The sequence below is a fragment of the Thermacetogenium phaeum DSM 12270 genome, from assembly GCF_000305935.1.
In the GTDB taxonomy this organism is placed as follows: Bacteria; Bacillota; DSM-12270; order Thermacetogeniales; family Thermacetogeniaceae; genus Thermacetogenium; species Thermacetogenium phaeum.
This window is the reverse complement of the sequence record NC_018870.1, coordinates 621,274-641,358: the sequence shown is the minus strand read 5'-3', so window position 1 is coordinate 641,358 and position 20,085 is coordinate 621,274. Positions and strand designations below refer to the sequence as shown.

Below are 20,085 nucleotides of genomic sequence, written 5' to 3'. Positions count from 1 at the left end.
GGCTTGCACACCTTGCACAGCAGAATCACCACGGCAAAGAAAATTCCGGCAACTGTAAAAGACAGCATCCTGCCTCTGACCCTCTCCGCTTCAGTCAGGGGCTTGTTTTCCGTTTCCCCGGGGGCATTACCTCCAGATGATCGCTAAAACCGTCGTGAAAGCAATAATCATTAACAGAATAAAACCCTGGCGGGCGATAACGGAGGAGCGCCTGCTGGCCCGCTACCGGGAGGGAGAGACCAAAGACGCGCGTCAAGCGCTACCTATACCCTGACGGCGGTACCGCTGACCGTGACCATCAGCATCCCATCCCGCACTACCTCGTAGTCCAGGTCGATGCCGATGACGGCATTGGCTCCCAGCTGCTGAGCTTCTTCGGCCATCTCCCGCAGCGCCAACCGGCGGGCCTGGCTCAGCTTGGCCTCATAGGCCCCGGAGCGACCGCCTACGACGTCCGTTACGCTGGCGAAGAAATCACGCACAATATTGGCTCCCATAATGGCCTCCCCGGTAACGATGCCCAGGTACTCCTGAACCGGCTTTCCCTCAATAGAGGGTGTGGTTGTCATGATCATCTGTTCGGCCTCCTTTTGGCTGAGATACTGTCTGTTTCGCCAGACAATCTGAATATCCTTTCTAGATACCGGAACTTTTGATCGCCCAGCAGAACGGAAGTTCCCCTTTATAATTGACAAATTCCCACTAGCGAATTCGTTGGATTCTGGTTCACCAAGGGGTGCAACCGAACCACTGCACCCGTTTAAAAAGCCTCTATTTGACACTGCTTTTTGTCATAGTGAGCAGCCTGACGCCCCGACCGCCCAGCTGCTTGAAAACCACACCTTCTGAAACGAATCTGAGCACCGTCTCCGGCTCCACCACGCGCGTCCCGGAAATCAAATCCACTCCATAATCAAACCATACGGCCGTAAGAGGCGTCGTCGGGCCCAGCACCATCACCAGGCTGTCTTTCCGGCAGAGCTCAAGAAGCCCTTCCATTGTACCGTTGATCAGTGCAGTACCGGTTATGGCTACCACGTCGGCCATGGGAATGATGTTTGCCGCCTCTTCCGCCGGCAAATCACCGTCCTGAGGTCTTTTTTCCAGCACCCAGAGCTCTCCGGCCACCCTGCGCAGCTGCGGAACAAAGGGGAAATGCCCCACAACCGCGACCCGTTTCCCCGCCCCCCTCTCCACGAGCAATTCCCCGGCGTTAATCTCCTGGCACCGCTCCACATCCGGCTCTATCAAAGAATTGATGGCGGCGATTCCGATAGTGGCTTCCAGCAGGCTTTCCGAAGTTGCATAGCGGCACAGAGAGCGAGCGCTTTTGCCCGTCAAAAAACCCGCCTCACCTACGGGAAAACGCCCCTCATGCTCGTGCGTGAAGGTTGTGGAGGCCAGGCCGCAGCAGCGGCTCCATACGCCTGTCCAGAAAGGGCCAACCCGAACATCCCTGACAACTTCGTCGCCAACCAAACTGTCAATAATATCATCAATCAGGCTCATTCTCCCGCCTCCTTTTAATTTTTATCGTTTCTCCGCTCACTCAGTACTTATTTAAGCGTTATGCTTTTCCCTTTCTGCGGATAGATCACCCTGCAGACATCCTCAAACCGCCTGAAAAAATCCCTGCTTTCAGTGTGTACCGGAATCAGAATTTCCGGCTTGATGCTTTCCACTAATTCTTCTATCCCCGGGCCGTGGATGTGGCCGCTGGCGTGGAAGCCGGACTTTTCTCTTTCCCGTCCCAGGCTGCCGTAGAGCTTGAACCCAAACAGGTCTATCCAGTTTCGCACCTTTTCGTGGTCGAGCAGCATTTCCTCGTTGAATGCCTCGCTGGAAGAGTAGATATACGTTCCGCCTTCCGGCTCGATGTCTAGCAAGGCGTGAAAGTCGTAGTACGAAAAGCAGAGGATGTACCTGCCGGGGTCGGCCTTAATCTTCGCTGCGCCAACAAGCCTTTCGGGCGCTCGCGCTGCGAACCTGTCCAACAGGGCATTCTCCCATTTTTTCCGCACGACCTGAGGGCGAACGTAAAGGGCGATCTGGCTGCTCTCGTACGGGTGCGGGATGCCCAAGCCGCCCACCGCATGCAGGGCTTCCAGCAGATAAACATCTTTGGTTGTGAGGACCAGCAGACGGCCGGTCTCCCCCGCTATCTCCAGGAACGACAGCAGCCGTTCGACGTTGCGCGGGCCGAAGTCGGCCACAACCAGGCCATCTTCTTCCTTCACCACCTCAAAGCAGTTCGCAGCCACGTGCTCTTCGCCAACCGGCCTCGTGACTTCGGGGTGCGTGCCCTCACAGATGAGCACCGTCGGTCCGAGCTCCGCCGCTGCTCCGATAAACTGCCTCGTCAGATAGGAATATTTTCCGTGAAGCCGCAGGTCGCCCGTGTAGATTATCCAGCCCTCGGAAGTCTTGATGCCGTACGCCCCCGCCCCTGGTATGGAGTGGTCCACCGGCCAGAAGCATACCTGAAGCCCTCCTGCCTCCGCCGCATCCCCGCACGATTCCAGCGGGCAGCTGATCAGGCCCCGCGAGGAGTCGCTGCGCTCCCAGAAGCTGCATACGCCGGCAGAGGCGCTGCCGCCGAAAGCACGGTGGGGGCGCTGCCTGGCCGGGTTGGGATTGCTCTTTGTCGACTTCGCCTTTTGAATAAGGCCGTCCTTTAACTCCCGGGGCTCCACGTAGCAGATGTCGTTCAGCCTGTTTCCTCCGCCAGTGTCCTGCAAAACCTTGCAGAGGAGGGCGCTGGTCAGGCTCATAAACACGGGAATGTCTTCCCGCAGGTAAGGGAAGTAGCCGCAGTGGTCGTAGTGGGCGTGGGAAAGAAAAACGCCCTGAACCTCAAGGCTGCGGAACATAGGATGGCCGTTGTACTTCTCCCAAGTACCCGGATACTCCAGATCTTCTCTGTACAGCCCCCTCAGAGGCGGAAGAAAGCCCAGGCAAAGCAGGTCGGACAGGCCGAAGCTGCTCCTGGGCTGAAGAAACTCATCGAAGTACGTCCCCTCCGCAGAAAAGTTGGTGCCGAAGTCGAAGAGCAGGGCGGCTCCTCCGTCTTCCAAAAGGATCTTGTTGCCGCCGATGCAGTCGGTGCCGTCGTAGAAAGTCAGCGTGACCGGCATTCCAGATTCCCCTCCCGAACCAAAAGCAAAGGCTATGATTCGCACAACCTGTTGAAGTCCCGGACCGTCCGGCCCAACACCACAATTACAGCATCCCGGCATTCATTCCGCAGAGCGGGATAGTTCTACCACCGCACTGAAGTGTGAACCGCCGCTTTCCGCCGTCCCCGCAGAAAGCGCCCTTCCGGCAAACCGCCTTTGAAACTGGTTGGCAAATCTCCACACAATTTCGGCGTTCTCTCCTCTTTTTCCTTTTGGGACCTATTCGCTGCCTTTAAATGGCCCTTCTCCCTGCCTTCTCGCCGTCCAGGCCAAAAACAACCAAACAAAAGGACGGCTTAGCGTAGTGTTAAAAACATCCCCAAACAAAAAAAGCCGACGGGATTACCCCCAAGCTTTATTACACCTCTCAATTGAACTGTTCTCGCTCTCTAGATCTTTAGGGATCAAGCCCAAAAAGTTTCTGCAAAAACCTCCTTCTCGTATTCTTCGGTCATGCATTGTGCAGCCTCTCAAAAAAAGGACCTCTGTCCATCTAAACTCCTTGTAAAGCCTGGCTTCGGGATTCCCGCAGAAATTCCCGTGGGACCACCTTACCTCACTATGGAATTTAAATAGCAGCGCTACTAAAAGCCAAAGCCAGTTCCGTGCATTCGGTCTTCAAGCTCGGCACTTACCTAATCCTTCTTTCGTCAGGCGCTCTTCGGCCAGGGCGCAGTATTCTTCAACGATATCGTAGCCGACCCAATGCCTGTTCAGCCTTTTGGCCGCAACGCAGGTGGACCCGGAGCCGCAGAAGGGGTCAAGGACGACGTCATCAACGTAGGAGTAGAGCCTGATCACCCTGCTGGCCAGCTCCACCGGAAAGGGGGCGGGATGCCCAACCCTTTTGGCGGACTCCGGCGGCACTTCCCAGATGGAGAGAGTCGAGGACATGAATTCATCCTTCGATATGTCTGATTCTCCCTTCTCCGGGCGCTTAAAGTGTTCTTTGACGAACACCAACAGGTATTCGTGGATGTCCCTCAAGCGGGGTGAGCGGGCAGAAAGCCAGCTCCCCCAGGCGCAGGAGCCGCTGGCGCCCCTTCCCTTCTGCCAGATGACTTCGCCTGCGGGAAGAAACCCCAAACCGATGTGCACGAGGTAAAAGTACGCATGAAGAGGAAGGTAGGGCTTGCGCCCCAGGTTGGCGATGTTGATTACGTACCTTCCACCCGGCTTCAGGACTCTAAAAACTTCCGCCCCTACCCTGGCGATCAAACCGAAGTACATCTGCAGGTCGAGGTCTTCGTCGTATTCCTTTCCGGAGTTGTACGGGGGTGAAGTAAATGCCAGGGCAACGCTGTTATCGGGAATCTGATGCATATCCTCCGATGTGTGGCAGTAAATCCGATCACCCCAATCCATCAAGGGCCTGGGGGGAACGCTCCTCTCCCGACCTGCCAGTTGAGCAGTACAGGTGTCGATAAGGAAGCGGTGCAGGGATGCAAAATCTACCTTGTAAAGACTCCTCGAGTAGAAATGCGAGGCATCATGCCCCTCCCTTTTCGGGGATCCAAAGGAAGCCGTTTTCGTCGCCATGGTTTCGCTCAACCTCTTTCCCGGTTAATTCGCTGGTTTATATTATAAAGTTAATTTTTGCGAATCAAGCAGGTTCCCTTTGCCTGGCAATCCCCTGCTCTATCTTTTTCAGCATCCTGGGAAGATCAAGAACCCGCTGCCCGGCACTTCCTGCCCCGGAGCATTGAGAACGCTGACCAATTCCCTTTATCCCTTGAGGAGCAAGAAGTCGCTCCCGCTGACCACGAGCCTGGCCTCGGCCAGCGGCTGTTTCAATCCCTTTGACTGCAGGCATTCGATAACCCGCCTGAGAGCCTGCAGAGAAACTCCCCCCGCCCTAAGCTCTCCGGCAGTCCGAAGCTGTACGACGTCTAAAAATAAAACCGGGTGCTCCCCTTGCCCGCAGCATTGGCCAGGCTCGGCTTAAAATCGCCGGTTCTATCCCAGTGGTCCGGCTGCCTGGGAGTCAGCCCGGTCAGTCTGGAAAGCTCCGAGGTTTTGAAGCCGCGCTTAAGCTCCGCTGCTCTTCCCCCTGACGAGAAATACACTAATGTATTCATTACTGCATTCGGGTTATAAATCCTGCAGAGATTCGCGCTCCGGATAAAGTTTTTCCTGCCCCGGCCCAAGGCCGGGACTTTTGTAAGCAAGCTAATTATACACTTTCCTTTATGAAAAAGATTTCGGAAACATTTATTGCCAGGAAAACTGTTCGGAGGAAGCAGGGTCTTCGACGCTCCAGCCATACCTGGAGCGACGAGTTTCGAGGTATAATATCTTTAACCTCTTAAATCCCTTTCCACAGGAAAGCCAATAAAAACTTTACTCCGGAGGAGATAGAAATGCACGACAGGAGGCGCCGCCCCCTCGCCGAGGTCACCCAGGAACTGGTGGCGGCAGCGGCAGGGAGAATTCCGGCAGACACGGTGATCAAAGGAGGGAAGGTCGTCAACGTCTTCACCGGCGAGATCCTTCGCTGGGACATTGCCATCAAAGGAGAGCGCATCTGCAGCATTGGAGACGTGAGCCATACCACAGGGCAGTCAACAGAGGTCATCGATGCCTCAGGTTACTACCTCTGCCCCGGCTTCCTCGACGGCCATCTCCACGTGGAGAGCAGTATGGTGACGGTAACCCAGTTCGCCAGGGCCGTGCTCCCCCTCGGGACGACCGGAATCTTCATGGACCCCCACGAAATCGCCAACGTCCTCGGGATGGACGGAGTGCGCCTGATGCTGGAAGAAGGACGCCAGCTCCCACTGAAGGTTATGGCAACTATACCCTCCTGCGTCCCCGCCGCCCCCGGCTTTGAGGACGCCGGAGCCACCTTCGGTCCTGCCGAGATCGCCGCAGCCATGGAGTGGCCGGAGATCTGCGGCTTGGGAGAAATGATGAACTTCCCCGGGGTGCTGGCCGGCAGCCCGGAGGTCCACGGAGAGCTGCGGGCAACCCTGGAGGCGGGCAAGCCCATCACCGGGCATTACTCCATGCCCGGCGACTTCCGGGGAGCCGCTGCCTACGCCGCCGCAGGCATCAGGTCCGACCACGAGATGATCCTGAAGGAAGACGCCCTGAACAGGATGCGCTTGGGGATCTACGCCAAGATGCGGGAGGGCTCCGCCTGGCGCGACGTAGCCGCAACGGTGAAGAGCCTCACCGAAACGGGCATCGACGGCCGCAGGGCGATCCTGGTCAGCGACGACGTGCACCCTGAGACCATCCTCTCCACAGGGCACCTCAACCACGTGGTGCGGCGGGCAATCAGCGAAGGACTGAGCCCCATCCGGGCCATCCAGGCCGTCACCATCAACACGGCGGAATGCTTCCGGGTCGACCAGGACCTGGGGGCAATCGCCCCAGGTCGCTTCGCCGACATCCTCTTTCTCAAGGACCTGGCTCAGGTTGAGGTGGCCATGGTGATGGTGGACGGGAAGATCATCGCCTCCGGCGGGAAGCTCCTCGTCGAACTCCCGGCTTTTGCCTACCCTGACTTCGCCCGCAATTCGGTGCACCTGAAGGAGCCCCTGAAGCCGGAACATTTCCGCATCGACGCTCCTCCCGGCAAGAGCAGGGTGCGGGTCAGGGCAATGGAGGTAGTCGAGGCCAGCGTTTTGACGAGACACCTCCCCGTCGAAGTCCCGGTGGCGAATGGGAGGATCGAGGCCTCAGCAGCCCACGACCTGGCCAAGGTGGCAGTTATCGAACGCCACGGGAAAAAGGGGACCATGGGCTTGGGCCTGGTGAAGGGATTCGGGTTCCAGGGGGGCGCCGTCGCCTCCACCGTCGCCCACGACAGCCACAACCTCCTCATCGTCGGCATGAACGACGGTGACATGGCCCTGGCAGGCAACAAGCTGGCGGAATGCGGGGGCGGGATGGTCGCAGTCCGGGACGGCAAAGTTCTGGCTCTGCTCCCCCTGCCCATCGCCGGGCTGATGTCGGAAAGGCCGGTGGAAGAAGTAGCCGGGCAAGTCGCCCAACTGCGGCACGCCTGGGAAGCCCTGGGTTGCCGTCTCGTGTCCCCCTTCATGACCATGTCCCTGCTCTCTCTCCCCGTCCTCCCCGAACTGCGCCTTACCAACAGAGGGCTTGTGGATACGGTGCAATTCCAGTTCGCCGAACTGATCATGCCGTGAGGGCGGGAGCTTTCCCCGCCCTCTTCCCGGCTACCCTCTCCAGGGCAGCCCCTTTACCACTGGTGGACTAAACTATTAAACTTACCAACAGAATACAGACCCGACCGTTACCGGCAACCCCCCGCCTCCGGCCTGGCTGCACTTGTAATCTCCTTTGCCGGCAGTCGGTTGCCTCCACTACAGCCAGCTGCTAGAGGTCTCTTTTCTTTTTGCTCCTCCTAGTCTCCTACTAAAATCATACACTACCGGGCGTTGAATCCCAATCATTCAACCGGCCCCTCTTAATATCCGGGCTCTGGCACAGGTGCGGTCGACCTTTTGAACCTCTACCAGCACCCTCCGGCCGACGCAGTCGCTCCCCCCTTCCACATCGATGATATAGCCCTGAATCCTCGCTATCCCGTCTTTTGGATTGGTGGCGTGAACATCCTCGATCTCCACCTCGAGGACCTCACCAGTGCTGACCGGAGAGGACAGGCGGGAGAGCTCCTCCTCCCCCGCCAAACCCCGGACGCGCACCTCCTCCAGATGGGTGGTGTCGATTCCTTTGATGATAATCCTCCTGCCGATCTCCCTCTCCAGCTCCCGGAGGTGGCTCCCCCCTCCCCCGATCAGGTAGGCAGCCACAGAGGGGTGCACCTCCACGAGGATACCCGGAGCGTCACTGCAGGCCGCCAGCGACCTGATCTCCTGGCAGGCCTTGATCCCCACCGTTTCTTCGGAGAGCACCCTTCCCGTCCCTTCACAATATGGGCAGGTGCGCTCCAGCAAACTGCTCAGGCTCGGCCGGACCTTCTTCCTGGTCAGCTCCACCAGACCGAGTTGGGTGAGCCCGAGCACGTAGGTTCTGGTCTTGTCCTTTTTCAACTCTTCCTCCAGCTGCCGGATGACCCGATCCCGGTGTTCCTGCTTCTCCATATCGATAAAATCGACGATGATAATACCCCCCAGGTTGCGCAGGCGGATCTGGCGGACGATTTCCTGAACGGCCTCCAGATTGGTGCGCAGAATGGTCTCCTCAAAATTCTTAGCCCCTGTATACTTTCCCGTATTGACGTCGATAACCGTCAAGGCTTCCGCCTCATCGATCACCAGATATCCCCCACTCTTCAGCCACACCTTCGGCCTCAGAGCGCGGGAGATCTCCTGGTCGAGCCCGTAAAGGCTGTCGAAGTCCTTTTCCACGAGCTTAACCCGCGTCGCCCACGACGGCTCGATGGATCTCAAGTAATCCCGAATTCTATCGTAGGTTTCCGGGTCATTGGTGAGCAAGCGGTCGACATCATCCCCGAAGAGATCCCGCAAAATCCAGGAGACCAGCTCCAGCTCCTGGTGAATGAGAGCCGGAGCGGATTTGCGGAGAGCTTTCTCCTGCACCGTCTTCCAGAGGCCGTACAGCTCCCTGACATCCTTTTCCATCTCCTCTTTGCTGATACCCTCGGCAACGGTGCGCACGATCAACCCCCTGTGGGGAACGCGCAGTTCCTCAGCCAGCCTTTTTAACCTCTCCCGTTCCTTTTCGGATTTGATGCGACGGGAAACACCGATGGAATCGAGATAGGGGAGAAAAACCACGTAGCGCCCAGGGAAGGTAAGCAGCGTCGTCACCCTGGCGCCCTTGGTGCCGAACGGCTCTTTGGTTACCTGAACCAGGATCTCCTCCCCTTCTCTCAGCAAATTCTGGATGGGCAGGTCCTTTTCGTGGTGGAGCTTGACATCCTCGACATATAAAAAGGCATTCCTCTCCAGCCCGATATCGACAAAGGCCGCCTGCATCCCCGGAAGCACGTTGGCAACCTTCCCCTTATAGATGTTCCCGGCCAGCCTTTTATGAAAAGATCTCTCCAGGTAAAACTCCACGATCTTGTGGTTCTCCAGCACGGCAACTCTAGTCTCTTCCTTAGTCACCTGCACGATAATCTCTTTCTCAACTTCCTTTTGCATTCTCTTCCCCTCTAAATATCTTTCCTTCTAAATATCTTCTTCCCACAATGCCTTGATCTCGCCGAAGGGGTCTACCAGACATCCCTCCACCCGGCGGTAAATCCCGCAGCGCTCTACAAAAGCCGGTAGTAAGGAAAAGGGCAGCCCCGCCCTCTCCCCCAGCACCTCCAAAAGGCCGCGCAGGGGAACTTCCCCGCTACCGATCTTAAGAAGAAAGTCCAGATAAATCCCGGTGCTGTCAGCAAGAACACGGCACTCCAAGACACCGGCGGCAAGGTCGTATACCTTACCGTCGCCGGGTTTTCTGTAATCCCAGTTACCTTCAGAATCTTGCAGCTCCCGCAGCAGCGGTTGAAAAACATCCACTCCCGCTGAGCTGAGGGGAAGGCTTACCCTGTACCAGGCACAATTCACAATCTTCCCCAGCCCCGGATCATTAGGAGGCAGGAGCTCCAGACGCCGTCCCTCAAGACCTGAAGGCAGTTCGGAATTCAAGATTCTCAGGCTCTCCTCCGCTTCCACCACCCTGTTCAGCTCCACATCCAGGCATTCCTTCATCCCCGCCACCCCCAGGGCCAGGGACGGCCCGAAGGAGAGGCGCGGGCGCGGGTTGAACCCCCTGCTGTAAGCCAGAGGTAGTGCCGCCCGCCGCAAGGCCCTTTGAAAGGCGGTCATCACCTCCCGGTGGGAAAGGAAGCGCGCCTTTCCCTTTTTTGCGTACTCCAGCCGATACCAGGGCAAGGTTTTCATCCCCTCTCTCGAATCAGGATGGGTCTTACCTTAAACGCCGGACAGATCCCGCAGCCCGTACATGCTGCCGAACGGCAGTCGGCCGTGGGTTCTGCCTTCAGGGCACGCCTGTGCTCGTCGATGAGGAAATCCCTGCTCACACCTGTGTCGATCACATCCCACGGGAGCATCTCCTCATAGGAGAAAAACCTCTCCGCGTAGGCGACGGGATCGAGACCGGTCTCCCGGAAACTCTCTTCCCATAAGGAAAAGCGGAAGAACTCGGTCCAGCCATCGAAACGGCACCCCCGGCGCCAGGCTGCCTCCAGGGCGGCCGCCAGCCTGCGATCCCCCCTGGCAAAGACCGCCTCCAGGAAGCTCATCTCCACATTGTGCCAGTTGTATTCCCCACCCCTCTTATTGATCAGCTCTCGCAGAAAACTATGCTTATCGGCGAGAACAGGGCGCGGGTTCTGCCCCTCCCACTGGAATGGTGTGTGTGCCTTGGGAACAAAGGAGGAGGCGCTGACGGTTACCCGCAGCTTCCTCCTACCGGACTGCCTTCCGATCTGCCGCACCTTGCGGACGAGTTCGGCTATCCCCTCCAGGTCCTCCCGCTCTTCCGTGGGAAGCCCTACCATGAAATAGAGCTTGACGGCATTCCATCCGGCAGCGAGGGCCGCCCGCACGGCATCCAGGAGGTCGTCCTCAGTAACCCCCTTATTGATCACATCCCGCAGTCGCTGCGTTCCCGCCTCCGGCGCAAAGGTGACGCTGGTCCTGCGGCCGGGGAGCCCGCGTGCAGTCTCCACGCTGAAGGAATCCACCCGGAGAGAAGGGAGAGAAATACCGGTCCGGCTTTCCGAACAAACTTGAGTAAGCCGCGGAAGCAGCGACTCCAGGCCGCTGTAATCCAGGCTGCTCAGAGAAACCAGGGAAATCTCCTCAAACCCCGTATTCTCAATGATCTCCCTGGCCTGGCGCACGAGCACCTGCGGCGACCTCTCCCGCACCGGGCGGTAGATGATCCCGGCCTGACAGAAGCGGCATCCCCTGGTACATCCTCGAAAGATCTCCACCATCCCCCGCTCGTGAACGGCCTCCGCCAGGGGCACAACAGGCTTCACTGAAAAGTAAGCGCTGTCCATATCGAAGACCATCCTCCGCCGCACCCTTCGCGGTGCCCTGGGGTGCGTAGGGATGATATCCGCCACCCTCCCCTCGGGGGTGTATTCCACCCGATAGAAAGAAGGAATGTAAATTCCCGGTATCTCCACCAGCCTTTCCAGCAGAGCGCTGCGGGAAGCCCGGGATCGGCACCCCTTCACCTCCTTGACCACCCTGAGCAACTCCAGCAAGCACTCTTCCCCCTCCCCGACCACAAAGGCATCGATGAAAGGGGCGAGGGGCTCCGGGTTGAAAGCCGCAGGTCCACCGGCCAGCACTAAGGGATGCTCGTCCCCCCGCTCCCTCGTCCACAGCGGTATTCCGGCCAGATCCAGCATGTTCAAGACATTGGTGAAGGTCAATTCGTACTGAAGGGTAAACCCCACCACATCGAACTCCTGTAAAGGCCGATGCGACTCCAGGCTGAAGAGAGGTAGTCCCCTCCGGCGCAGCTCCTCCTCCATATCGCGCGCCGGAGCGAAAACGCGCTCCAGGAGCAGGTCCTCCTGCTCGTTCACCAGCCCGTACAGAATCTGCAATCCCAGGTGGGACATCCCCACCTCATAGAGATCAGGGAAGGCAAAGGCCATCCTCACGGAGATGTTCTCCCATTCCTTATGCACGGCGTTTACTTCGGTCCCTAAGTAACGGGCCGGCCTCTGCACGACCGGCAAGATTTCTTTGTTCAGGATCTCTTCCAGAAACGACAATTTGCCAGACCTCCCGATCGATGGTTCTCACCGGTTCTTCGCCGGGCATCTCTGGAGGTGGGGTAACAGCCACGGCCGGCCCCCTGATCTGAGGCGTCCTCGAGAATAGCCCTGTCCCACCGCTCGAGCAGAAAGAATTACTTCCCCCGTACAAAGGCCACCGGCTCTCTTTATACAATATATCAATAAACTATTTTCCCCTTTTTCTATAAAAGTGTAACCGAGGCAGTGAAAAAAGAAAACCTGCGGACGCAAGTTTCCCGGTGAATGCAAACCGCCGCAGCAGTGGTTTGGGACCGCAGCGTCACCGCTGCTGGAGCCTGGACAGCGGATCTACCAGGCTGTCCCCCTCTTTCAGCTCAAAGTGAAAAAGGTTGCCGGAAACGGCGCCGATGACCTGCCCCTGGGCCACATCCTGCCCCTCCTTGACCCCAACCTCCCCCAGTCTTCCGTAGAGGGTAGAGCCCGCCCCGCCGTGCTCGATGACGACGATCTTGCCCAGCGAGCGGTCTTCCGCTACCCTGCTGACCTTTCCGGGCAAGGCTGCCCGCACCAGGGCGCCCTCCTGCACGGCCAGCTCAATCCCTTCGGAAAAGCGCGGCCAGCCGCTGCCGTCCTCCTGCCACCCGAAACCCCGGACCAGCCTGCCGGAAACGGGAAGATCCGGCAGCGAATAGCTCTCCTCTCTCTGCGGGGCGGCTACCTCTACCTCTAGACCTTGCTTCCCTTGAGGAACCGCTGCCTCCCGGATGTCTTGAAGAACCCGGGCGATCTGCGCCCCATAACCGGCCAGATCGTAATTTCGGGTAAGGGCATAGTCGACTGCCCTCCGGACAAAACGCCCCGGCTCCCCTCCGAAGCCGGAGATCCCCAGGATCAAAACAAACAGGGCTGCTGCCGCCGCCAGGCGTAAGCAGAATCCCCGCGCCCGGCGGCTCCAATTCCGGCCCGGCAAATAGAAAGCGCTCCTCATCACGACCACTCCCATTAAATTGTATATGGCCGTGATTGGGGAAATATAACTAGAACAACATCTTTTCCCTGCGCAACTGGACGCTTAACACCAGGCCGACGGAGACCATATTGGTGAGCATGGAGCTCCCTCCATAGCTCAAGAAGGGGAGAGGGATCCCTGTAACGGGCATCAGCCCGATGGTCATCCCGATATTCTCAAAGATATGGAAGAGCCACATGGAGATGATGCCCCCCACCAGCAGTCTGCCGTAGGTGTTGCCTGCAAAGAAGGCGGTTTTGAGCGACCGGGAAATTAGAATGAAGTAAAGCAGGAGAACCAATCCGGCTCCCAAGAACCCCAGCTCTTCCCCCACCACTGAAAAGATGAAGTCGGTATGGTGGTCCGGGAGAAAGTTAGACTGAATCTGAGTTCCTCGGTAAAGCCCCTTCCCCATCAGCCCCCCGGAACCGATGGCCACCAGTGACTGAATCACCTGATATCCGGTATTATGGGGATCGCGATATGGGTCGATAAAGGAGATCAGCCGGTTGATCTGGTGCTCCTCCAGGGGCAAAGGGAGATGTAAGGGGGAGAAATGCAGGGCGAGAGCAGTAACCACCACCGCCAGACCGCCGCCAATGAGGCCGAGCAGGAGGCCGGGCCTGACACCGGCAAAGAACAGCATCCCCAAGAGGATGGCGAGAAAAACCAGCGCCGTCCCCAGGTCGGGCTGGGCCACGATCAGCAGAAAGGGCACGGAGAAGTAGAAAAACGAAGGCAAAAGATCGCGGAGGGTGTTCAGCTTCCCCTCCCTCTTCGCCAGGTACGAGGCGAAACTGATGATGATCATAACCTTTCCGAACTCAGAAGGCTGGATTAAAAATGAGCCTCCGACGACGATCCACTGCTGTGCCCCGCGCGAGGCATGGCCCTTCACCATCACGATGACCAGCAAAATGAGCAGGACGGCGTAAATGAAGTGCTGATAGCGGGCAAGCCTGTTATAGTCGAAGGCCATCATGAAAACGGCGCAGATCCCCCCCAATCCGATGGCCAACAGCTGCTTTTTTACAAAAAATAAAGGATCGGAAGAGATGTTGGCCGTAGCGCTGCTCAACACCAGCAGGCTCAGGGCCAGGATGCAGAAAATAACCGCTATCAGGAGATAATCGAGGTTTTTCAGAAGACGCTTGTTAAAAGGCAATGCCCGTCTCTCCCTTCCCATCCAGCTTCATTATAAGTTATTCAAGCCAGGCAGTCTATCGCCAGCGGGCAGGAAGATCCAGGCGAAAAAGTGAAACAGGCTCCTATGAAATCCTCTTCATCCTCACCACCGGGATGTTGGCTACCAGAGCAACGCATCCCTTTCCCCGCTCCAGGTCGATCTCCATGGCATCCTCATCGATTACAGCGTAGTCACGGATAACCTTGAGAAGGTCGGCTCGCAGGGCATCCAGCAACTGCGGGGAGAGGTCAAGGCGATCGTGCATCAGCACCAGACGCAGCCTCTCCTGAGCCACATTTTTACTCTTGGGCGTTTCTCTTCCGAATATCCGCTGCAGCAAATCCAGCAATGGTTATCCCTCCTAGTTAGCCGGTACGCATCCCCAAGAGCCGCCGGACACGTTCCATAAAACCGCCGCCGTTTTCCAGGTTGAGAAAGGGCACCTCTTCACCGGTAATACGCCGGGAGATGTTGCGGTAAGCCGCCCCTGCTTTGGAACTTGAATTCAAGACGGCAGGCTCCCCTCTGTTCGTAGAAATGATAATCGATTCGTCATCAGGGACGATTCCCAGCAGATCGATGGCCAGGTGCTCGATGACATCATCGACGTCCAGCATATCCCCCCTCTTCACCATCTGGGGTCGGATGCGGTTGATAATCAGAAGGGGGTCTTTCACCTCCGCCGCCTCCAACAGGCCGATAATGCGGTCGGCATCCCTCACAGCAGCCACCTCCGGGGTCGTCACCACAATTGCCCGGTCGGCCCCGGCGATAGCGTTGCGGAACCCCTGCTCGATCCCCGCCGGACAGTCGACAAAAACATAATCGTTCTCTTTTTTCACATTTTCTATTAATTCCTTCATCTGCTCCGGGCTGACCGCGGTCTTGTCCTTCGTCTGGGCAGCTGGCAAAAGAAAGAGGTTCTCAAAGCGCCGGTCGCGGATGAGAGCCTGCCGCAGACGGCAGCGGCCATGCGCTACGTCGACGAGGTCGTAAACAATCCGGTTCTCCAGCCCCATGACCACATCCAGGTTTCTCAATCCGATATCGGCGTCGACCAAAACAACCCGATACCCCATCATCGCCAGCGAAGTGCCGATATTGGCCGTGGTCGTCGTCTTGCCAACTCCGCCCTTACCCGAAGTAATCACATAGACTTCACCCATTTAAGCTCCTCCTTTATCATGTCCCCTGTGGTGCCGGTCAGAACCGGGCTGGTATTGTTCAATAATGACGATACCATCCTGCACCCGTGCTATTTCCGGGTAATACGGGCTGGAAATATCACCCTCAGGCGCCCGCGTAATGTACCCGGCAATGCGCAACTGCGAAGGTTCCAGGCGCAATGCGGCCACAACAGCGTCCTCCTTACCCATGGCACCGGCGTGGGCAACCCCCCGGAAGGCCCCCATGACGATGATATTGCCGCCGGCAATAACCTCCCCCCCAGGGTTGACATCACCCAGCACAACAACATTACCGGGGTAAAAAACCCGCTGACCGGACCGGATCGTCCGCTGGATGAGAATCGTCTGCTCCTGGGAAATTATATCCTCCCGACTTTGGCGTCTGGTGGTATAGCGGATCAAAGGGATATCATCCTTTTCCCCCGCAGGTTCTTTAGCGACACCATCCTCGACCACAGGAGCGCTAGCGGCGGCCTCCTCTTTACCCTGGAGAAGCTGCTGCGATCTGTTGACTTTTCTCCCCTTTTTTCGGGTGCGCCAGAATACCAGTTCCCTCTCCTTAGCCGCTCCCTGCTCCAACCTCTTCACCTCCCGTCCACGTGCTCGCCCCTTTTCCCTCGATGAAGCGCTACCCGCCAAAACCCGTTGCAAGCGCAAGTTGTTGGCAGCAAGAACTCTTCGCAAAGCATCCAGCTGATCATCCTGCAGATCCCTGGCACCGACATCGATACTGATCGCTGAGCCTTCTAAAAATCCGTTGGCCTCCTGGATTTTCTCCACAAGCCGGTCCAGTATTCTTTGGAAATCATCATCCTCGTCAAGTATTACCGTCAGTCCTGCGCGGCTTCCTTTAAATGTTACCAGATCTCTCATCTTCGGGCTGCAATCCCTCCAGTAGCACTCATCGGATACATAATTTCTACCTTCTACTTTTTTATTCCTGCCGTGAAAAATAAAAATCGGAGCAAAATATTCCTCGTTTTTCCAGCTTTTTTTGCTTCGCTTTGACAAATTATGTCTATTCGGAAGGGGGCTGCTCCCTCTCCTCGGGGAGGGCAGGAAGCGACTCCTGCACCCCACCTGGAGCCTCCCCTTCGCCATTATCCCCGGGCTCCGCCGGAGGCTCCTGCGGCACACCCGGTTCCCCGGCAGGAGGCTGGGCGATCCCCGGCTCCGTCTCATCCGTCGTTCCCTGGTCTTCCCGTTCAGAAGTAACAGGCTGTGCCGGCGGAGCAGCCACGGCATCCGGCCCTTCTTCAGCAACATCCTCCTGCTCCTTGATCTCTTCCTTGTTGAGGCCGAAGTATTCCCGGAAAACCTCTTTGGCCACGGGCCCCACCGACTCCGAGCCGTGGTACCCGTATTCAATGATGCCGGCAAAGGCTATTTCTGGATCGTCGGCCGGCGCAAAGGCCACAAACAAGCCGTGGTAGAGATCCTTCCCCCTGCCGGATTCGGCAGTCCCCGTTTTCGCCGCCACCTTGACGGGGAAATCTCCGAAAAGCCAGTAAGCGGTGCCCCCGGGCTCGCAGACCCGGACCATCGCCTCCCTGGTGAGCTCCATCGACCTCTCCGATACGTCCACCCTGTGCACAACCTTGGGGCCGAAGCGGGCGACTACTTTCCCATCAGGGGTCTCGACGCGCTCCACCAGGTAGGGGCGCATCACCTTGCCCCCGTTAGCCAGGGTGGCCACGTAATTGGCCAGGCCCAGCGGGGTGAATTCATTTCCGCCCTGTCCGAAGGACATATAATAGGTGTCGTAAGGCTGCCACTTAACGTAAACATTGTACTTGTCGTTGTACTGAGATTTCAGAAGGCGCTCCTCATCCTTTTTACGGTAGAGGAGATCCCGCCTCTCCTGTTCGCTATCGGCCTCGGCAAGCAGCCTTTCGTACTTTTTGTCGAGCTCCTGCTGCTCCTTCTGATACCACTCCTCCAGCCAGGGCAAATTCCGGGCCTTCTTTTTGGCCGGATCGAGAAAAGCGCCGGCCACCTCCCCGGGCAGATCGATCCCGGTTTTCTCGTCGAGGCGGAATTCATGGGCGATCTTAGAAAGCATCTCCACCCCGGCGCGTCGTCCCGCCTCAATAAAGAAAACATTGCAGGAAACGGCCATCGCCTTGAACAAATCGACGGTCCTATGCACCCCCCAGCACCCCGTATAGGGCGGCCGGGGGTATTTTCCCGAACAAAAAACGGTGTCCCGGGTGGAGATCGCCCCGGCCTCCAGGGCAGCCATAGCGGTAATCGGCTTAAAGGTCGAGCCTGGAGGGTATTTGCTGCTGATCGCCCTGTTCAGCATGGTGGGCTCAGTGCCCGGCGGAGGGGCGAGGTAATCCCGCACCGCTTTCATCGAAACCGGCGGAACAAGAGCATTGGGATCGAAGTTGGGACGGCTGGTCATGGCCAGGATCGCCCCTGTGCGGACATCGATCACCACAGCCGCGCCGGCCGTTTTCTTCTGCTCCGCCAAGGCCTTATCCATGGCCTCCTCGAGAACCTTCTGTAGATCGTAATCAAGAGTCAGCACCAGGTTATTCCCCTGCTCCGGGTTCACCGTGATCAGATCGCTGTTGGCGACAGGGCGGCCGGAAACATCCACCTCCACCTGCTGGAAGCCATCCTTCCCCCGCAGGTACTTTTCGTACTGGGCTTCCAGGCCGAACCTGCCAACCAGATCTCCCGGCCGATACTCGTTATTATCATCGGCCTCGAGTTCCTCTTGGCTGATCTCCCCGATATGCCCGATGATGTGGCTGGCCAGGGTTTTTTCGGGGTAATAGCGAACGATCTCCTTCCCGATGAGCACTCCGGGTAGTTCGCGCCTCCTTTCTTCCAGGCGCGCCACCACCTCCATGGAGATGTCCCTTTTGATAACAACGGGTTCGTAGGGACGCTCCTTATGTTCATCAAGTAGCTTCTTGATGTATTCGGCATCTATCTCCGGGTAAACATCCCCCAGCAGATCGGCCAGACGGTCGATGGTGTGCTCCAGCGTCTCCTGATCCGTCTGCTGCCTGAGCAGGGAGACGGTGTTGACGATTTTATTGGCCGCCAGCACTCTTCCGTTGCGGTCGACGATTTCACCCCGCGGAGCGCGGATGGGCAGGAAGCGAAAGCGGTTCTGCTCGGCCTTCGTTTTATAAACAGGCGCCTCCACCAGCTGCAGTGTCATCAACCGCAGCGCCAAAACGGCGAAGATGGCGATGACGATACCCTGACAGATTCTGTACTTTTTGATCAGGCTTTTGTCGACGATCATGCTCCTCACCTGTAAAAGGCATCAAAAAAATGGACGCTGCTCCTGTCGGAATAATCCCCAGCTGCCGGTAAGAAGAGGCGCAACAGTGGTTTATAGAGGACAACGGACAGAACCATGTTATAAACGGCCTCCAGCAGCATGCTTCTACCGGCATAGGAGAGAGAAAAGGGAAAAGAACCGCACAGCCCCCGGCCCAAGTAATAGACCAGGTCGTAGACAAAAGTGGCAATAAAAACGAGAATGACGGGCACCAGGGGGTTCTCCTTATAGAACCTGCTTTCCAGTTCACCCACCAGCCAGCCGACCAGCAGCCCGCTAAACGCACAAAGCCCCAGGTAGCGGCCGATGATCAGATCCTGTACCAAACCAGCAGTAAATCCCACAACCCCACCTGTAAAAGCACTGCTGAAAAGAGCGGTGAAAACGACGAGGACAAGGATCAGGTTCGGCATCACGCCCTCTATCTCGAGAAGCGGAAGGATCGTTGTTTGAAGGATCAGGGATATGATAAAGGTAAGCAAGACGAGTGTGGCACGCCAGAATCTCCCTTTCAACCTTTTCCTCTCCCGTTTTCTCGAAATGCCTTCCAGATAGCCTCAGGCGCCTTCAAATGCGGCGACATCCGGGTGTCTTTCAAGAGCGGCTGTTTTCGCGCCTCCACGAATAGCTTCAGGCCGGGGTGCGGGAAGAGCACCGCCGAAAGGTAAATCCTGCCTTCCGAGCGCTCTCACAAGCCATCAGCGCCGTCCGCCGGCTCCGGAACATTATGCACCTCGGTTATCAAAAATACCTTTTCCAAGCGGTTGAAGTCCACATAGGGGCGCACCACGGCATACTTATCGAGGGCGCTACCCTCCACCTTCTCGATCTCCCCAATAGGGATGCCTCCTGGGAAAATCCCACCCATCCCCGAGGTAACCACAACCTGCCCCACTTCCAGCTGGGCGTCATAGGGGAGGTCGACCATCCGCAGCAGACCGGGGCTCTCTCTGCTTCCCTCGATCACGCCTGGGGTGCGGGTTTCCTGAACGATCGCCCCGGCCGCGCACTCCCTGTCGAGGATAAGCAGAACCTTTGAAGTGCTCTCCCCAACTGCCACCACCTGGCCTACCAAACCGGCATCCGATACGGCGACCATATTCATCGTCACGCCGTCCCTTCCCCCCCGGTCGACCACCAGAATACCAGATTGGCTGTGCGGGGCGCGGCTTATCACCCTGGCACCGAGAAGGGTGAAGCGTTCCGCCTGGCGTTCCTTGAAGTCGAGCAGTTGGAGCAGTCTCTGGTTTTCGTAAACATACTCCTTGAGCCGGTTGTTCTCCCAAGTCAGCTCCCGGACGCGCTGCCGGAGGGCAGCATTTTCTTCGCTGATCTTCTTCGCCTGTCCCACATATTCAAAGGCGGCCTCCGCCCGATGCCAGATCTGCATTACCGTTCCCTGTAGAGGCGCCAGCAGCTCGTTTAAAAAAACACCTCCGGAAAAATCCGCCGTATAGCGCGCCAGAGCAAGACAGAGAACGGCTATCCCCAGCAGTATCCCCAGTTTCTTCCGCAGAGATAAACTCATCACAAC

Annotated in this window: 18 protein-coding genes; 2 read left to right on the top strand and 16 right to left on the bottom strand. The window is 57.5% G+C overall.

The window, feature by feature from the left end; genetic code table 11:
* The first annotated feature begins 136 nt into the window (after positions 1 to 136).
* On the top strand, positions 137 to 274 hold the full coding sequence (locus TPH_RS15340; RefSeq protein WP_155990790.1) for a hypothetical protein: 138 nt from the start codon (positions 137 to 139) through the stop codon (positions 272 to 274).
* Here the strand turns inward: TPH_RS15340 and TPH_RS03110 are convergent.
* The 5 genes from TPH_RS03110 to TPH_RS03090 form a co-directional block, all read right to left on the bottom strand.
* Positions 264 to 575, bottom strand: a complete 312-nt coding sequence (locus TPH_RS03110) for a YbjQ family protein (protein ID WP_015049768.1) — start codon at positions 573 to 575, stop codon at positions 264 to 266. The two genes, TPH_RS15340 and TPH_RS03110, sit on opposite strands and share 11 nt — an antisense overlap.
* A gap of 196 nt (positions 576 to 771) precedes the next feature.
* The gene (locus tag TPH_RS03105) at positions 772 to 1,509 is read right to left on the bottom strand and encodes a DUF364 domain-containing protein (protein WP_015049767.1); all 738 of its coding nucleotides are present in this window, start codon (positions 1,507 to 1,509) and stop codon (positions 772 to 774) included.
* 47 nt (positions 1,510 to 1,556) lie between these two features.
* Complete coding sequence (locus TPH_RS03100) at positions 1,557 to 3,134, bottom strand: MBL fold metallo-hydrolase (protein WP_015049766.1); 1,578 nt, start codon at positions 3,132 to 3,134, stop codon at positions 1,557 to 1,559.
* A 660-nt stretch (positions 3,135 to 3,794) separates the two neighbouring features.
* On the bottom strand, positions 3,795 to 4,727 hold the full coding sequence (locus TPH_RS03095) for a DNA-methyltransferase (protein WP_201764485.1): 933 nt from the start codon (positions 4,725 to 4,727) through the stop codon (positions 3,795 to 3,797).
* Between the two features lie 52 nt (positions 4,728 to 4,779).
* On the bottom strand, positions 4,780 to 4,989 hold the full coding sequence (locus tag TPH_RS03090; protein WP_028991115.1) for a hypothetical protein: 210 nt from the start codon (positions 4,987 to 4,989) through the stop codon (positions 4,780 to 4,782).
* A 547-nt stretch (positions 4,990 to 5,536) separates the two neighbouring features.
* Here TPH_RS03090 and ade point away from each other — a divergent pair.
* Positions 5,537 to 7,330, top strand: a complete 1,794-nt coding sequence (gene ade, locus TPH_RS03080; RefSeq protein WP_015049764.1) for an adenine deaminase — start codon at positions 5,537 to 5,539, stop codon at positions 7,328 to 7,330.
* A gap of 267 nt (positions 7,331 to 7,597) precedes the next feature.
* On the opposite strand, the gene TPH_RS03075 is transcribed toward ade, so the two are convergent.
* The 11 genes from TPH_RS03075 to mreC form a co-directional block, all read right to left on the bottom strand.
* Positions 7,598 to 9,274 carry an Rne/Rng family ribonuclease gene (locus TPH_RS03075; RefSeq protein WP_015049763.1) on the bottom strand — a complete coding sequence of 559 codons (1,677 nt, stop codon included), beginning with the start codon at positions 9,272 to 9,274 and terminating at the stop codon, positions 7,598 to 7,600.
* Between the two features lie 27 nt (positions 9,275 to 9,301).
* A complete protein-coding gene (locus TPH_RS03070) occupies positions 9,302 to 10,015 on the bottom strand; it encodes a TIGR03936 family radical SAM-associated protein (protein WP_049886067.1) in 714 nt (237 codons plus the stop codon).
* 5 nt (positions 10,016 to 10,020) lie between these two features.
* A complete protein-coding gene (locus TPH_RS03065) occupies positions 10,021 to 11,880 on the bottom strand; it encodes a TIGR03960 family B12-binding radical SAM protein (protein ID WP_015049761.1) in 1,860 nt (619 codons plus the stop codon).
* Between the two features lie 304 nt (positions 11,881 to 12,184).
* Positions 12,185 to 12,835: a murein hydrolase activator EnvC family protein gene (locus tag TPH_RS03060; protein ID WP_158502655.1), complete on the bottom strand. Its 651-nt coding sequence runs from the start codon at positions 12,833 to 12,835 to the stop codon at positions 12,185 to 12,187.
* Positions 12,836 to 12,902: 67 nt separating this feature from the next.
* A complete protein-coding gene (rodA, locus tag TPH_RS03055) occupies positions 12,903 to 14,039 on the bottom strand; it encodes a rod shape-determining protein RodA (protein WP_015049759.1) in 1,137 nt (378 codons plus the stop codon).
* A 103-nt stretch (positions 14,040 to 14,142) separates the two neighbouring features.
* Positions 14,143 to 14,409 carry a cell division topological specificity factor MinE gene (gene minE / locus TPH_RS03050; protein WP_015049758.1) on the bottom strand — a complete coding sequence of 89 codons (267 nt, stop codon included), beginning with the start codon at positions 14,407 to 14,409 and terminating at the stop codon, positions 14,143 to 14,145.
* Between the two features lie 16 nt (positions 14,410 to 14,425).
* Positions 14,426 to 15,226 (bottom strand): septum site-determining protein MinD, encoded by an 801-nt coding sequence (gene minD, locus TPH_RS03045; protein WP_015049757.1) that lies wholly within the window; start codon positions 15,224 to 15,226, stop codon positions 14,426 to 14,428.
* Positions 15,227 to 16,120, bottom strand: coding sequence for a septum site-determining protein MinC (gene minC / locus TPH_RS14630; RefSeq protein ID WP_081578708.1), 894 nt, complete (start codon positions 16,118 to 16,120; stop codon positions 15,227 to 15,229).
* Between the two features lie 145 nt (positions 16,121 to 16,265).
* Entirely contained in the window at positions 16,266 to 18,512 is a 2,247-nt protein-coding gene (gene mrdA, locus TPH_RS03035; protein ID WP_015049755.1) for a penicillin-binding protein 2, read from the bottom strand.
* Positions 18,513 to 18,517: 5 nt separating this feature from the next.
* Positions 18,518 to 19,066: a rod shape-determining protein MreD gene (gene mreD / locus TPH_RS03030; protein WP_015049754.1), complete on the bottom strand. Its 549-nt coding sequence runs from the start codon at positions 19,064 to 19,066 to the stop codon at positions 18,518 to 18,520.
* Between the two features lie 173 nt (positions 19,067 to 19,239).
* A complete protein-coding gene (gene mreC, locus TPH_RS03025; RefSeq protein WP_236608848.1) occupies positions 19,240 to 20,079 on the bottom strand; it encodes a rod shape-determining protein MreC in 840 nt (279 codons plus the stop codon).
* Between the last annotated feature and the right edge of the window lie 6 nt (positions 20,080 to 20,085).

Bases quoted from the DNA above. Each gene is read 5' to 3' on its own strand.
- ade (WP_015049764.1), top strand. From the start codon at position 5,537: ATGCACGACAGGAGGCGCCGCCCCCTCGCCGAGGTCACCCAGGAACTG.
- TPH_RS03110 (WP_015049768.1), bottom strand. From the start codon at position 575: ATGATCATGACAACCACACCCTCTATTGAGGGAAAGCCGGTTCAGGAG.
- mrdA (WP_015049755.1), bottom strand. From the start codon at position 18,512: ATGATCGTCGACAAAAGCCTGATCAAAAAGTACAGAATCTGTCAGGGT.
- TPH_RS15340 (WP_155990790.1), top strand. From the start codon at position 137: ATGATCGCTAAAACCGTCGTGAAAGCAATAATCATTAACAGAATAAAA.
- minC (WP_081578708.1), bottom strand. From the start codon at position 16,120: ATGAGAGATCTGGTAACATTTAAAGGAAGCCGCGCAGGACTGACGGTA.
- TPH_RS03075 (WP_015049763.1), bottom strand. From the start codon at position 9,274: ATGCAAAAGGAAGTTGAGAAAGAGATTATCGTGCAGGTGACTAAGGAA.
- TPH_RS03100 (WP_015049766.1), bottom strand. From the start codon at position 3,134: ATGCCGGTCACGCTGACTTTCTACGACGGCACCGACTGCATCGGCGGC.
- minD (WP_015049757.1), bottom strand. From the start codon at position 15,226: ATGGGTGAAGTCTATGTGATTACTTCGGGTAAGGGCGGAGTTGGCAAG.
- TPH_RS03090 (WP_028991115.1), bottom strand. From the start codon at position 4,989: ATGCCTGCAGTCAAAGGGATTGAAACAGCCGCTGGCCGAGGCCAGGCT.
- TPH_RS03105 (WP_015049767.1), bottom strand. From the start codon at position 1,509: ATGAGCCTGATTGATGATATTATTGACAGTTTGGTTGGCGACGAAGTT.
- mreC (WP_236608848.1), bottom strand. From the start codon at position 20,079: ATGAGTTTATCTCTGCGGAAGAAACTGGGGATACTGCTGGGGATAGCC.